Source organism: Pseudomonas sp. BF-R-19, assembly GCF_019956445.1.
Classification (GTDB): Bacteria; Pseudomonadota; Gammaproteobacteria; order Pseudomonadales; family Pseudomonadaceae; genus Aquipseudomonas; species Aquipseudomonas fluorescens_BH.
Genome location: NZ_JAHBDN010000070.1, coordinates 29,782 through 44,677, shown reverse-complemented (window position 1 = coordinate 44,677; position 14,896 = coordinate 29,782). Strand labels below are relative to the sequence as shown.

Genomic DNA, 14,896 nt, shown 5'->3' with positions numbered 1-14,896 from the left:
TGGAATAACCCGAAACCGTCATTTTCAACTCGATCAACGTCAGGGGAATAAAGCTTCAGGCGATCGTCTACCGATCGCCTGAAGTACTACGAGGGGGACTTACAACTTGTTCCACGCCATGTGCCAGTGAGCACCGACACTCGGTTCGAAGCCGTTGGCGGAGGGGCTGTACTGCTTGCAGAAACCCGACTCAGGGAATGGCTTGCACTCAAAGACTTCGTTGGTCTTCGGATGCAACACCTTGGTGCCCGCGGTGTAGTCGCTGAGGCCTTCAGGGAACACGAAGTCGTATTCGATGCCGGCGCCTTCACCGGTCAGTTGGGTGGTCTGGGTGTCCTGACGGGTCGTGCGACCTTCCAGAGTGGTGCCGACCAGGGTCAGAGTGTGTGCGCCCGGGTTGCTGCTCACATCCATGGACAGCGAGGTAGAGCCACTGGCCACTTGTTTAGAGGTGGCGCCTACCGGTTTGTTGTTCTGGTCGAGCAAGGTGGCTTCAACGTTCATCGCACGGTTCGCGATCATGCTGAACTCGACCTTCGCCCGGCCTTTATCCAGAACGTATTCGGCTTGCTGCGAGGCCACCGCCATGCGCGCAGCGGTGTCTTCCTTCATGTCCAGTTGCACTTCGTAGCGGACCACTCCGCTTTCTTTTTGTGCGTAGAGGCTGTTGGTGCCTTTGATCGGCTCGACATTGCCGCTCTCGTCGCGGATACCGGCGCGAACAAGGGTGTGGGTCTGGTTGATTTTTTCGGCCAGCTTGAACGACCAGTTTTGCGGCGTGCCGTCTTCAGCGTTATCGATGCTGATTTCGACGCTGTAGTCCGGGCTCTCGCCATTGGCGGTGAACGCGCGGGCCTTGACCTTGTCGCCCACCAGCAATGCAGTCGAAGGAGCAATGCTGCCTACGGAAGACCAGCCGCCAGGCAGCTCAGGCTCCGCCAGGATGTTCAGATCCGTAGCGTTGTAGAACGCGGCATCGGTATCGCCCACGGTCCAGATGGCCAGGACGACATGATGGCCAGACTTGTCTGCCGGAATGTTGCAGTTGTGCTTGTCGCTGGACTCAGGACGCTGGTTGCCGCCGTCGATGGTGCAGAACGGCGTGCTTTCGAAGGTGGCGCGTTTGAGCGATTCGTTCGGATTCCAGCCGTTGCGGGTGATGAAATACTCGTGCTTGGTCGCTGGGTGAACCGCTGTGTAATGCCATTTGAAATCGATGTTGCGGTCCTTGATTTCCGTCAGGTGCCAGCGGGTGGCGGACTGTGCGTCCATGGCGGAGAACAGCGCGTGACCACCGCTGGCGATCTTGCCATCGACCGGCCCCTGCAAGGGAGCACCGCCGATGCCTGCCGGAAAGCCTTTGAAGGTTTCACCGACACTTTGCGGCTCGTACTGGGCGCCACCGCAGTTTGTGTTCAAACCTTTCTGGCAAGCCAACGCACGCGAAGGCGGCACTTCCAGATAGCCATGGGCGGAAACGGTTTGAGAGGTCAGCATTGCCGATAACAGGATCATCGATGAAGTGCAGGCCGTTAAAGCACTTCTTTTATCAAATGTAATTTTCATGACGGATTCCAGACTGCTTATCGAAAACAACGCACCTTGCAGGCGGCGATGTTCCCTTCGTTATTGTTCAGAATTGCGCTGAACAGGGGTCTGGAACCTTACGGGGATGACGATGAGTTCTATGTAGGAGTAATCATCGAACCAGGCGGGAATAGTCTGCGCCTTCGGATTTCCGACAAAGAAAGGAAACACGCTTACAGGAAGAAACGCTTTATCCGGGCCGTGTTTCTGCAGGAAATAAAAAAGCCTGTCCGGCACGAGGCGGGACAGGCTTCTGGAATACGGTGTTGACCGTTACTCGTGATATTGCGCCGACAATTCATGCACGGCACGCAGGAATGCACCGGCGTGTTCCGGATCGACTTCCGGCGTGATGCCATGGCCGAGGTTGAACACGTGGCCGCTGCCCTTGCCGTAGCTGGCCAGAATACGCCCGACTTCTGTGCGGATCGCTTCCGGTTTGGCGTAGAGCACGGTCGGGTCCATGTTGCCTTGCAGCGCGACCTTGTCGCCGACACGGGCACGGGCGTTGCCGATGTCGCAGGTCCAGTCCAGACCCAATGCATCAGCACCGGCGTCGGCGATGCTTTCCAGCCACAGGCCGCCGTTCTTGGTGAACAGGATCACCGGCACCTTGCGCCCTTCGTGCTCGCGGATCAGGCCGCTGACAATTTTCTTCATGTAGGCCAGGGAGAATTCCTGGTACGCCGCCGCCGACAGGCTGCCGCCCCAGCTGTCGAAGATCTGTACCGCTTGCGCACCGGCCATGATCTGGCCGTTGAGGTAGCTGGTGACCGTCTGCGCGAGCTTGTCCAGCAACAGGTGCAAGGCTTGCGGGTTGTCGTAGAGCATGGTTTTGGTCTTGCGGTAGTCTTTCGACGAGCCGCCTTCGACCATGTAGGTGGCCAGGGTCCATGGGCTGCCGGCAAAGCCGATCAGCGGCACACGGCCGTTCAGTTCGCGGCGGATGGTGCTGACCGCGTCCATCACGTAGCCAAGGTCTTTCTGTGGGTCAGGAATCGGCAGGGCTTCGATGTCGGCCAGGGTGCTGACGACTTTCTTGAAGCGCGGACCTTCACCGGTTTCGAAGTACAGGCCCTGGCCCATGGCATCGGGGATGGTCAGGATGTCGGAGAAGAGGATCGCCGCGTCCAGTTGTGGATAGCGGTCGAGCGGCTGCATCGTGACTTCGCAAGCGAACGCCGGGTTCATGCACAGACTCATGAAATCGCCGGCCTTGGCACGGCTGGCGCGGTATTCAGGCAGGTAGCGACCGGCCTGACGCATCATCCACACGGGGGTGACGTCTACAGGTTGCTTGAGCAGGGCGCGCAGGAAACGGTCGTTCTTCAGGGCAGTCATGTCGGCATCCGGAAAAAAAGTGAGGGCATTTTCTCAGAGCCGGGCGCAAAAGGCACGGCAAGAGCGGAGGCTTTTGTCTTTCGGGTCAATTTGTCGCAATGAAATACAGAGTTTAGCAACACCACGAAACAACTGTGGGAGCGGGCTTGCTCGCGAATGCGGTGTGTCAGGCAACAAAACTGTCGACTGATACTCCCTCTTCGCGAGCAAGCCCGCTCCCACATTTTTACTGCATTCGGCTCAGGATCAGGGTTTAGACCCCCAGATAATCCAGGATCCCTTCGGCGGCATTACGGCCTTCGAAGATCGCCGTCACCACCAGATCGGAACCGCGCACCATGTCGCCACCGGCGAAGATTTTCGGGTTGCTGGTCTGGTGCTTGTACTGACCTTGTTCCGGCGCCACCACGCGGCCCTGGCTGTCGGTCTGGATCTCGAACTGCTCGAACCACGGCGCCGGGCTTGGGCGGAAGCCGAAAGCGATGACCACGGCGTCGGCCGGGATGATCTCTTCGGAACCCGGGATTGGCTCGGGGCTGCGACGGCCACGGGCGTCCGGCTCGCCGAGACGGGTCTCGACCACTTTCACGCCCTCGACCTTGTCTTCACCGACAATGGCGATCGGCTGGCGGTTGTAGAGGAACTTCACGCCCTCTTCCTTGGCGTTCTTCACCTCTTTGCGCGAGCCCGGCATGTTCGCTTCGTCACGACGATAGGCGCAGGTCACCGACTTGGCGCCCTGACGGACCGAGGTGCGGTTGCAGTCCATCGCCGTGTCGCCACCACCGAGTACCACGACCTTCTTGCCTTTCATGTCGACGAAATCTTCCGGCGACTTTTCAAAGCCCAGGTTGCGGTTGACGTTGGCGATCAGGAAGTCCAGTGCGTCGTACACGCCCGGCAGGTCTTCACCGGCAAAGCCGCCTTTCATGTAGGTGTAGGTGCCCATGCCCATGAATACCGCATCGTATTCTTCGAGCAGTTGCTCCATGGTCACGTCCTTGCCGACCTCGGTGTTGAGGCGGAACTCGATGCCCATGCCGCTGAAGACTTCGCGACGATTGCTCAGCACGGTCTTTTCCAGCTTGAACTCGGGGATACCGAAGGTCAGCAGACCGCCGATTTCCGGGTTCTTGTCGAACACCACCGGGGTTACACCACCGCGCACCAGCACGTCGGCACAGCCCAGGCCCGCAGGCCCGGCACCGATGATCGCGACACGCTTGCCGGTCGGCTTGACCTTGGACATGTCCGGGCGCCAGCCCATGGCGAACGCGGTGTCGGTGATGTACTTCTCCACCGAACCGATGGTCACCGCGCCGAAGCCGTCGTTGAGGGTGCAGGCACCCTCGCACAGACGGTCCTGCGGGCACACCCGACCGCAGACTTCCGGCAGGGTGTTGGTCTGGTGCGACAGTTCGGCGGCCTGGAGGATGTTGCCCTCGGCCACCAGTTTCAGCCAGTTGGGAATGAAGTTGTGCACCGGGCACTTCCATTCGCAATACGGGTTACCGCAACCCAGGCAGCGGTGGGCCTGGTCGGCCGACTGCTGGGGTTTGAAGGGTTCGTAGATTTCCACGAACTCTTTCTTGCGTTGACGCAACAGTTTCTTCTTCGGATCCTTGCGCCCGACCTCGATGAACTGGAAGTCATTATTCAGACGTTCAGCCATTTTAAAACCTCATCAAACTCTTCAGGCGCATATCACTGCGGGTTGGCACGGGTGCTGGAAAGCAACGACTTCAGGTTGGCAGCCTTGGGCTTGACCAGCCAGAAACGGCGCACGTAATCATCGAGGTTCTCGGCGAGTTCACGACCCCACTCGCTGTCGGTCTCCTCGACGTACTCGTTCAGCACGCGTTGCAGGTGGCTACGGTAGGCTTCCATCGCCTCGCCGCTGATCCGCTGGATTTCCACCAGTTCGTGGTTGACCCGGTCAACGAAACTGTTGTCCTGGTCGAGCACGTAGGCGAAACCACCGGTCATGCCAGAGCCGAAGTTGTAACCGGTCTTGCCCAATACGCAGACGAAACCACCGGTCATGTACTCGCAGCAGTGATCGCCAGTGCCTTCCACGACAGTGTGGGCACCGGAGTTACGCACGGCGAAACGTTCGCCCGCGGTACCAGCGGCGAACAGCTTGCCGCCGGTGGCGCCGTACAGGCAGGTGTTGCCGATAATGGCACTGTCCTGGGTGCGGTAGACACTGCCCTTCGGCGGAACGATGACCAGCTTGCCGCCGGTCATGCCCTTGCCGACGTAGTCGTTGGCGTCGCCTTCCAGGTACATGTGCAGGCCACCGGCGTTCCACACGCCGAAGCTCTGCCCGGCCGTGCCTTTGAAGCGGAACGTGACCGGCGCGTTGGCCATGCCCTGGTTGCCGTGCTTGCGCGCGATTTCGCCGGAGATCCGTGCACCGATGGAACGGTCGCAGTTGCAGATTTCCAGGTCGAAATCGGCGCCGCTCAGGTCATTGATCGCCGAGGTGGCCATGGTGACCATTTTCTCGGCCAGCAGGCCTTTGTCGAACGGCGGGTTGCGTTCCACACCGCAGAACTGCGGTTTGTCCGCCGGCACGTGGTCGCTGCCCAGCAACGGGGTCAGGTCCAGGTGATGCTGCTTGGCGGTCTGGCCTTCGAGGACTTCCAGCAGATCGGTACGACCGATCAGCTCTTCGAGGGAGCGCACGCCCAGCTTGGCCAGCCACTCACGGGTTTCTTCGGCGACGTAGGTGAAGAAGTTCACCACCATGTCGACGGTACCGATGTAGTGATCCTTGCGCAGCTTCTCGTTCTGGGTCGCAACGCCGGTGGCGCAGTTGTTCAGGTGGCAGATGCGCAGGTATTTGCAGCCCAGGGCGATCATCGGCGCGGTGCCGAAGCCGAAGCTTTCAGCGCCGAGGATGGCCGCCTTGATCACGTCGAGGCCGGTTTTCAGGCCGCCGTCGGTCTGCACCCGGACTTTGCCGCGCAGGTCGTTGCCGCGCAGGGTCTGGTGGGTTTCGGCCAAGCCGAGCTCCCACGGAGCGCCTGCGTATTTGATCGAGGTCAGCGGCGATGCACCGGTGCCGCCGTCGTAGCCGGAGATGGTAATCAAGTCCGCGTAGGCCTTGGCCACACCGGCAGCGATGGTGCCGACGCCCGCTTCTGCAACCAGCTTCACCGAGACCAGTGCCTTCGGGTTGACTTGTTTCAGGTCGAAAATCAGCTGCGACAAGTCTTCGATCGAATAGATGTCGTGGTGCGGCGGTGGCGAGATCAGGGTCACGCCCGGCACTGCGTAACGCAGCTTGGCGATCAGACCGTTGACCTTGCCGCCCGGCAGTTGACCACCTTCGCCGGGCTTGGCGCCCTGGGCGACCTTGATCTGCAGCACTTCAGCGTTGACCAGGTATTCCGGGGTTACACCGAAACGACCGGTGGCAACCTGCTTGATTTTCGAGCTCTTGATTGTGCCGTAGCGCGCCGGGTCTTCGCCGCCTTCACCGGAGTTGGAACGCGCACCGAGGCGGTTCATGGCTTCGGCCAGGGCTTCGTGAGCTTCTGGCGACAGGGCGCCCAACGAAATACCGGCGGAGTCGAAGCGCTTGAGCACCGATTCCAGCGGTTCGATCTCGCTGATATCCAATGGAGTGTCGAGGGTTTTGACTTTCAGCAGGTCACGGATCATCGACACCGGGCGGTTGTCCACCAGCGACGTGTATTCCTTGAACTTGCTGTAGTCGCCCTGCTGCACAGCGGCTTGCAGGGTGTTGACCACGTCCGGGTTGTACGCGTGATATTCGCCACCGTGGACGAACTTCAGCAAACCACCCTGCTGGATCGGCTTGCGCGGGCTCCAGGCTTCGGTGGCCAGGGCTTTCTGCTCGGCTTCGATGTCGACGAAACGCGCGCCCTTGATGCGGCTTGGCACACCACGGAAGCTCAGGTTGCAGACTTCCTCGGACAGGCCGATGGCTTCGAACAACTGCGCACCACGGTACGAAGTGATGGTCGAGATGCCCATCTTCGACAGGATCTTGAGCAAGCCCTTGGTGATGCCTTTACGGTAGTTCTTGAACACCTCGTAGAGGTCGCCCAGTACTTCACCGGTACGGATCAGGTCACCCAGCACTTCATAGGCCAGGAATGGGTAAACGGCAGAGGCACCGAAACCGATCAACACGGCGAAGTGATGCGGATCGCGAGCGGTCGCGGTTTCCACCAGGATGTTGGAGTCGCAACGCAGGCCTTTTTCGGTCAGGCGGTGATGCACCGCGCCGGTGGCGAGCGAAGCGTGGATCGGCAGCTTGCCCGGGGCAATGTGACGGTCACTCAGCACGACCTGGGTACGACCAGAACGCACGGCTTCTTCAGCCTGATCGGCCACGTTGCGGATCGCCGCTTCGAGACCGACGCTTTCGTCGTAGTTGAGGTCGATGATCGCGCGCTCGAAGCCCGGACGATCGAGGTTCATCAGCGAGCGCCACTTGGCCGGGGAAATGACCGGCGAGCTGAGGATCACGCGCGAAGCGTGTTCCGGCGACTCCTGGAAAATGTTGCGCTCGGCACCGAGGCAGATTTCCAGCGACATGACGATGGCTTCACGCAGCGGATCGATCGGCGGGTTGGTGACCTGCGCGAACTGCTGGCGGAAATAGTCGTACGGCGTGCGCACGCGCTGGGACAGCACGGCCATCGGCGTATCGTCGCCCATCGAGCCCACGGCTTCGTAGCCCTGTTCGCCGAGCGGACGCAGCACCTGGTCTCGCTCTTCGAACGTGACCTGGTACATCTTCATGTATTGCTTGAGCTGATCGACGTCGTAGAACGCCGAACCGTGGTCGTTGTCTTCCATGGTCGCCTGAATGCGCAGGGCATTCTTGCGCAGCCATTGCTTGTACGGATGACGGGACTTCAGGCGGTTGTCGATCGCATCGGTGTCGAGGATCTGACCGGTTTCGGTGTCCACGGCAAAGATCTGGCCCGGTCCCACACGGCCCTTGGCGATCACGTCTTCAGGCTGGTAGTTCCAGACACCGATTTCCGAGGCCAGGGTGATGAAGCCGTTCTTGGTAGTGACCCAACGCGCCGGACGCAGACCGTTACGGTCGAGCAGGCACACCGCGTAACGACCATCGGTCATTACCACGCCAGCCGGGCCATCCCACGGCTCCATGTGCATCGAGTTGTATTCGTAGAACGCACGCAGATCCGGGTCCATGGTCTCGACGTTCTGCCACGCAGGCGGAATGATCATCCGCACACCGCGGAACAGGTCGATGCCACCGGTGACCATCAACTCGAGCATGTTGTCCATGCTCGAGGAGTCGGAACCGACGCGGTTGACCAGCGGGCCGAGTTCTTCCAGGTCCATCAGGTCGTTGGTGAACTTGGTGCGACGGGCCACGGCCCAGTTGCGGTTGCCGGTGATGGTGTTGATCTCGCCGTTGTGCGCCAGGAAGCGGAACGGTTGAGCCAGCGGCCATTTCGGCAGGGTGTTGGTGGAGAAGCGCTGGTGGAACACGCAAATCGAGGTTTGCAGGCGCTCATCGCTCAGGTCCGGATAGAAGGCGGTCAAGTCCGCCGGCATCATCAGGCCTTTGTAAATGATGGTCTTGTGGGAAAAGCTGCACACGTAATGATCGGTGTCGGCGGCGTTGGCCACGGACGAACGACGACGGGAGGTGAACAGCTTGACGGCCATGTCCTGATCGCTCAGGCCTTCACCGCCGATGAACACTTGCTCGATCTGCGGCAGGCGCTCAAGGGCCAGGCGGCCGAGGACGCTGGTGTCGATCGGAACTTTGCGCCAGCCGACCAGTTGCAGGCCGGCGGCCAGGATCTCGCGGTTCATGTTCTCGCGAGCGGCTTCGGCTTTGACCGGGTCCTGGTTGAAGAAGACCATGCCCACTGCATATTGCTTGGGCATTTCGACGCCGAACGTTTCCTGGGCGATGGCTCGCAGGAACACGTCCGGCTTTTGAATCAGCAGACCGCAACCGTCACCGGTCTTGCCGTCGGCATTAATCCCACCGCGGTGGGTCATGCAGGTCAGGGCCTCGATGGCCGTTTGCAAAAGGGTATGACTGGGCTCGCCCTGCATATGGGCTATCAGGCCGAAACCGCAGTTATCCTTGAATTCATCTGGTTGGTACAGACCTGCTTTCATAGACACTTTCTCACCAGGCTGCCTCTTCTCGAGGCAAATTTCTTTTCAATTCAACCACTTGCCATCCGCGCCGAACGTACGCCAGCTTTGCGGGAGCAAAAGGGAGGTCATTGTACACACCGACACTTGGCCCCACAAATTTGACGACGAAATGTCGCAAATCTATGTCGCATTTGTGAAAGGTTTAAAGCGATCTGCTGTGCTAGTCAAAACTTTTTTTAATTTTGACCGCTACGACTCAAAAGCTACTATGACGCAGACACCACAAGGCACGCAGCCCGGAAGGCGGCGCGCACTTGTAGAAATTTTGAGGTGCTTGGAGAGGCGGCCTGGGTAAGGCCGCCGAATCTTCAGCGAGTTGTTGCCAGTTCCTGTTGGACGCTGGCGACAGTGCGAGGCCAAGGTTTACCAGCCTGAACCTTCGCTGGCAAGGCCTTGATGGCGGTTACGGCTGCATCGCGGCTGGCGAAGTTACCGTAGGTGATGACGTAAAGCGGCTTGCCATTGAGGACTTTCTTGAAGTAACGGTACTCGCCGCCCTGCTCCTTGACGAAGTTTTGTGCGGACGCTTCGGAGCTGGTGCCGAGGATTTGCACCACGTAGTTGCCCGGTGCCTGACCGGCGTACCAGGTTCCGCCTGCAGCCTTGGCCGCCGGAGCCGGAGCCGGTTTCTCGGCAGGCTTGGCCGCCGCAGCAACGGCTGGCTTGGCTGGGGCTGGGGCTGGAGCAGGTTTGGCCACTGGAGCAGGCGCTGGCTTGGCGGTGGCGACCTGAGTTGGCGCAGGCGTTGGCTTGGCCGCTGGCGTTGGCGCAGGGCCGGCAGGAACGCCCACAGGCGGCGCAGTGGTGGTTACCGTCGGCGGTGTGGCGCTGGAGCCTTCAACCGGCACGCCGTCGTCGCCCTCGGTAATGCCACCCGCGGCTTCAGCCAGCGGACCGCGCATGACCGGTTGCGAGTTACCGACCAACGGCAATGGCATCGGCTGCGTATTGCCGGCGAATTCGACGGCCGGAGCACCGCCATTTGCTGTTGGCTGCCCCTGACCAAGCGGCAATTGCGCCTGTTCGTTGGCCGGTGCACCTGTGGTCGGTGCCTTGTTGCGACCCGGCATCAACCAGGCGGCAGCTACCGCGACCACGACGACGGCGGAAATCGCCAATACGTGTTTCTTCGGCATATTGAACCCCATTTTTGGACGCTTCACCGCTGAGCGGCTGGCAATCATGGCTTCGATCATTGCATCGCGGGCAACCTGGTTGATGTTGCCAGGCCAACCGTCGGAGCTTTCGTGAATATCAGAGATCTGATCCGCGGTGAAAAGTTCGATACCCCGACCCGCCCCCTCAAGCCGTTGATCCAGATATTCGCGGGTCTCTTCTTCGGTGTAGGGCTGCAACTCGATGACGTGAAAACGCTCTTCCTCAAGGTGCAAGGCATCAAGCTGAGCGATCAGCGACGACTCGCCGAACAGGAACACATGGGGTCGCCCTTCCGGCGCACCAGCAGCCAGGGCCATCAAGGCTTCGAGCGCAGATTCGTCGAGCTGCTCGGCATCATCCACCAGCAAATAAACTTCCTGACCGGTAAGCGCAAGCTGCACCACCTGACCCAGGATCGTGTCGATCTCGGCGTGGGCCACGTTCAGCGCCTGGGCGACCTGGCGCAGGATGCCCGCTGCATCACCGGCACCACGGGCGGAAACCACCACACTCTGTACCGATTGCTTATTGGTGCTGGCCACCAGGGCCTGGCGCAGCAGAGTCTTGCCACTGCCCTGAGGGCCAGTGACCACCAGCAACAACTGGCTATAACGCGCCAGGTGATGCAGTTGCCCCAGCACGGGTTTGCGCTGGGCCGGGAAAAATTTGAAGCCAGGCACCCGTGGAGCAAAAGGGTCATGACTCAACTGGTAATGGCCGAGGAAAGCCTCGTCGGCATGCAAACTAGTCATCGTGTTCTTATTAACCTTTAAGCTGGGCCAGGGCGCGGTAGTCTGCCCCCAGCGTGGCCTGTAGAACCTCTTTCGGATAATCGTCGGTCACCACCGCTTCACCCATGTGGCGCAGCAGCACCAGGCGCAAACGACCGTCGATCACTTTTTTATCAATGGACATATGTTCGAGGAAATCGGCTTCTGTCATCTCTTCCGGCGGAATGACCGGCAGCCCCGCACGCCGGAACAGACGAATGCCGCGATCACGTTCCTGCTCGCTGATCCAGCCCAGTCGCGCGGACATTTCCAGCGCCATTACTGTGCCAGCAGCCACCGCCTCACCATGAAGCCATACACCATAGCCCATGTGGGTTTCGATGGCGTGGCCAAACGTGTGGCCCAGGTTCAATGTGGCACGAACGCCCGTCTCTTTCTCATCGGCACCGACCACCGCCGCCTTGGCCGCGCAGGAGCGCTCGATGGCATAGGTCAGAGCTTGCTGATCCAGACTGCGCAGGCGATCGACGTTGTCTTCGAGCCAGGTCAGGAACGGCTCATCACAGATCAGCCCGTACTTGATGACTTCGGCCAGCCCGGCGGACAGTTCGCGCGCCGGCAGGGTATTGAGGCTGGCGGTATCGATCAGCACCACGTTCGGCTGATAGAAGGCGCCGACCATGTTCTTGCCCAGCGGATGGTTGATCCCGGTCTTGCCACCCACCGAGGAGTCGACCTGCGACAGCAGCGTGGTCGGAACCTGGATGAAATCGACGCCGCGCTGGTAGCAGGCGGCGGCAAAGCCGGCCATGTCACCGATCACACCGCCGCCAAGGGCGATCACCGTGGTGCGGCGGTCATGCCGGGCGGTCAGCAGACCATCGAAAATCAGCTGCAGGGTTTCCCAGGTCTTGAAGGCTTCACCGTCCGGCAGTACCACGGAAATCACCGAGAACTGCGCCAGGCTGCGGGTCAGACGCTCGAGATAGAGCGGCGCAACAGTCTCGTTGGAGATGATCGCTACTTGCCGTCCGCGAATGTGCGGGGCCAGCAGTTCGGGCTGATCCAACAAACCTTCGCCAATATGAATCGGGTAGCTGCGCTCGCCTAGATCGACCTTGAGTGTCTGCATGTGTCCCCACAGTGAAGATGGAATCAGGCGTTCTGCCTTGAGTTAACGAATATCCACGGCCTCTGCTGGTGTGACGCCGTTCCGTAGCCATCCGCCACAACCTTGAGCGGTCATGGCGGGACGCCGAGGATAGCGCATTTCGCGCGGCGCTTTAACGGGGTGGCAACTGCTGCAAGCGCTCTAGAATGTCGAGTACGACCATTCGTGGCGGCCGCTCATCGGTTTCGACCACCAGGTCGGCAATTTCCCGATAAAGCGGATCGCGGATCGCCAACAGATCCCGAAGGGTCTTGGCCGGATCGGCGGTACGCAACAGTGGTCGATTGCGGTCGCGGGACGTGCGGCCGACCTGCTGCTCGACCGACGCATGCAGATAAACCACCCGCCCACCGGCATGCAGTGCCCGACGATTGGCTTCGCGCATGACCGCGCCCCCGCCTGTCGCCAGCACCACACCGTCGCAATCGCACAGCTCGGCAATCATTGCCTGCTCGCGATCACGAAAGCCCGGTTCGCCTTCTTTATCGAAGATCCAAGGGATATTGGCGCCCGTGCGCAATTCAATTTCCTTATCGGAATCTTTGAATGGCAGGCGCAGCTCTTTGGCCAGCAACCGGCCGATGGTGCTTTTTCCAGCACCCATCGGTCCAACAAGAATCAAATTTCGCACAGAATCAATGACTCACAGCAATCGCCTGATTATTCATGATACGCGGAGTGAGGAATACCAACAGCTCGGATTTTTTCTCCGAAACCACATCACGCCGGAAAAGGCGGCCAAGATACGGCACATCGCCAAGAAATGGCACCTTATCTACAACCTTGCTCTGAGTATTTGAGAAAACACCGCCAATGACGATGGTCTCGCCATCGTTGACCAGGACCTTGGCGTTGACTTCGTTTTTCTTGATGGGCGGTACATCCTGGACCTTGTTCAGGAAGTCCGGTTCGTCCTTGGTGACCTTGACCTCCATGATGATCCGGTTGTCGGGCGTGATCTGCGGCGTCACCTCCAGCGACAGCGAAGCCTCCTTGAACGACACCGAAGTCGCGCCGCTGGAACTGGCTTCCTGATAGGGAATCTCGGTGCCCTTGAGGATTTTCGCGGTTTCCTTGTCGGACGTGACCACCTTGGGCTGCGAGACGATTTCCCCGTTACCGGTTTTCTCCATCGCCGTCAGCTCCAGGTCCAGCAAGACGTTATCGGTGATGAACGCGATGCCGATTCCCGAGGTGTTGTTGGCTACACCCATGTCGACGAACGGTGAGTTGGTGCTGGTACTGCCGGGCGTGCCGATGGTCGATGACCCATTCAGTCCGTTGCTGACGCCGGAGGTGTTCCAGTTGCCCTTGTTCTGTATCGAACCGCCCCAGCGCACCCCAAGGCTTTTGTCATAGTCGACGTTGGCTTCGACAATGCGCGCCTCGATCATCACCTGGCGCACCGGGATATCCAGTTGCGTGACGATCCTGCGCAGCTCATCAAGCCGGTCTTGAGTCTGGTAGGCGATGATGTTGTTGGTGCGCTCATCGACGGTGATCGACCCTCGTTCGTCGGGTTTCGCTTCGGCACTGGTCACCGACTGAAAGAGCTTGGCGATGTCCGCCGCCTTGGCGTAATTGACCTGCAACAGCTCCCGACGCAACGGCGCCAGATCGGCAATCTGCTTCTGTGATTCGAGCTCCTGACGCTCACGGGCAGCAATTTCATCGGCCGGCGCAACAAGCAGGACATTACCGACCTTGCGCTTGTCCAGCCCCTTGGTTTTCAGCACCAGATCCAGCGCCTGATCCCACGGCACGTTCTGCAAGCGCAGGGTAATTCCCCCCTGTACCGTGTCGCTGGCCACCAGATTGAGGTTGGTGAAATCGGCGATCAGTTGCAGCACCGAGCGCACATCGATGTCCTGGAAATTCAGCGAAAGCTTCTCGCCGCTGTAGGCCTGTTGCCCGGCATTGCGCTTTTGCAGCTCGTCGACCGTCGCCGGGCGAACGCTGACCGTGAGCTTATTGTCAGTTTGATAGGTCGAGTAATCGAACGTGCCACCGGGTTCAATGCTGATGGTGGCTCGATCGCCGCTCGCGCTGGCATTGACGAACTGCACTGGCGTGGCGAAATCCTTCACGTCCAGACGCACGCGCAACGGCTCGGGCAACCGGGTTTTGGCAAATCCGACGATGATCCGGCCCTCGCGCTCTTGTATGTCCGGCGCAATCGATGGATCCGACAAGTCGATCACCACGTTGCCTTCGCCCTGGGTTCCCCGCTGGAAATCCACACCCCGAATGGCCTTGCCTGCCGTCGCGGCGGCTCGTGGCGGAACCGGCATTGCTGCGGCAGCCGGACTGGATGTCGACGGTTTGACTCCCTGCCCGACAACTACCAGCAAATTGTTGCCTTCAATTCGCGAGTCGTACGGGGCCGGCTGGGTCAGGTTGATGATCAATCGCGTACGGTCCCCGGCTTCCACCACCGTTGCACTGCGGGCATTTCCACTGCCGAGATCGCGAGTCTTGCTGGCCAGCCGACTGGCGACACCCGGCAAATCCAGGGCAATCCGGGCCGGTGAATCCGTTGTGTAGCCGTGGGGCACCGGGGGCGGCGCATCGAACGACAACTTCAACTCGACACGGTCACCGGGCAGCGCCGCGACATCCAGCGCCTTGAGATTGGCCGCTTGTACCATCGGCGACAACAACGCTATCCATAGCGAAAGGCCAACGGTGGAAAGAATCCTGTTCATTTTTGGAGTTC

At 60.0% G+C, this 14,896-nt stretch carries 8 protein-coding genes; all 8 read right to left on the bottom strand.

Features of this window, described 5'->3' with window-relative positions; translation table 11 throughout:
* Positions 1-99: 99 nt before the first annotated feature.
* On the bottom strand, positions 100-1,566 hold the full coding sequence (gene gbpA, locus KGB28_RS20145; protein ID WP_223447426.1) for an N-acetylglucosamine-binding protein GbpA: 1,467 nt from the start codon (positions 1,564-1,566) through the stop codon (positions 100-102).
* 294 nt (positions 1,567-1,860) lie between these two features.
* A complete protein-coding gene (gene hemE / locus KGB28_RS20140) occupies positions 1,861-2,928 on the bottom strand; it encodes a uroporphyrinogen decarboxylase (RefSeq protein ID WP_150726584.1) in 1,068 nt (355 codons plus the stop codon).
* A gap of 253 nt (positions 2,929-3,181) precedes the next feature.
* Positions 3,182-4,600, bottom strand: a complete 1,419-nt coding sequence (locus KGB28_RS20135; protein ID WP_223447425.1) for an FAD-dependent oxidoreductase — start codon at positions 4,598-4,600, stop codon at positions 3,182-3,184.
* A gap of 32 nt (positions 4,601-4,632) precedes the next feature.
* A complete protein-coding gene (gene gltB, locus KGB28_RS20130) occupies positions 4,633-9,078 on the bottom strand; it encodes a glutamate synthase large subunit (protein WP_150756780.1) in 4,446 nt (1,481 codons plus the stop codon).
* 350 nt (positions 9,079-9,428) lie between these two features.
* Positions 9,429-11,030 (bottom strand): AAA family ATPase, encoded by a 1,602-nt coding sequence (locus KGB28_RS20125; RefSeq protein ID WP_223447423.1) that lies wholly within the window; start codon positions 11,028-11,030, stop codon positions 9,429-9,431.
* Between the two features lie 10 nt (positions 11,031-11,040).
* Positions 11,041-12,141 (bottom strand): 3-dehydroquinate synthase, encoded by a 1,101-nt coding sequence (aroB, locus tag KGB28_RS20120; RefSeq protein ID WP_223447422.1) that lies wholly within the window; start codon positions 12,139-12,141, stop codon positions 11,041-11,043.
* Between the two features lie 151 nt (positions 12,142-12,292).
* Entirely contained in the window at positions 12,293-12,811 is a 519-nt protein-coding gene (gene aroK / locus KGB28_RS20115; RefSeq protein ID WP_057712350.1) for a shikimate kinase AroK, read from the bottom strand.
* Positions 12,812-12,815: 4 nt separating this feature from the next.
* Positions 12,816-14,885: a type IV pilus secretin PilQ gene (gene pilQ, locus KGB28_RS20110; RefSeq protein WP_223447420.1), complete on the bottom strand. Its 2,070-nt coding sequence runs from the start codon at positions 14,883-14,885 to the stop codon at positions 12,816-12,818.
* Between the last annotated feature and the right edge of the window lie 11 nt (positions 14,886-14,896).

What these genes read in the sequence shown, in the direction of transcription:
- aroB (WP_223447422.1), bottom strand. Translation starts at nt 12,141, where the DNA reads ATGCAGACACTCAAGGTCGATCTAGGCGAGCGCAGCTACCCGATTCAT.
- pilQ (WP_223447420.1), bottom strand. Translation starts at nt 14,885, where the DNA reads ATGAACAGGATTCTTTCCACCGTTGGCCTTTCGCTATGGATAGCGTTG.
- KGB28_RS20125 (WP_223447423.1), bottom strand. Translation starts at nt 11,030, where the DNA reads ATGACTAGTTTGCATGCCGACGAGGCTTTCCTCGGCCATTACCAGTTG.
- gltB (WP_150756780.1), bottom strand. Translation starts at nt 9,078, where the DNA reads ATGAAAGCAGGTCTGTACCAACCAGATGAATTCAAGGATAACTGCGGT.
- KGB28_RS20135 (WP_223447425.1), bottom strand. Translation starts at nt 4,600, where the DNA reads ATGGCTGAACGTCTGAATAATGACTTCCAGTTCATCGAGGTCGGGCGC.
- gbpA (WP_223447426.1), bottom strand. Translation starts at nt 1,566, where the DNA reads ATGAAAATTACATTTGATAAAAGAAGTGCTTTAACGGCCTGCACTTCA.
- hemE (WP_150726584.1), bottom strand. Translation starts at nt 2,928, where the DNA reads ATGACTGCCCTGAAGAACGACCGTTTCCTGCGCGCCCTGCTCAAGCAA.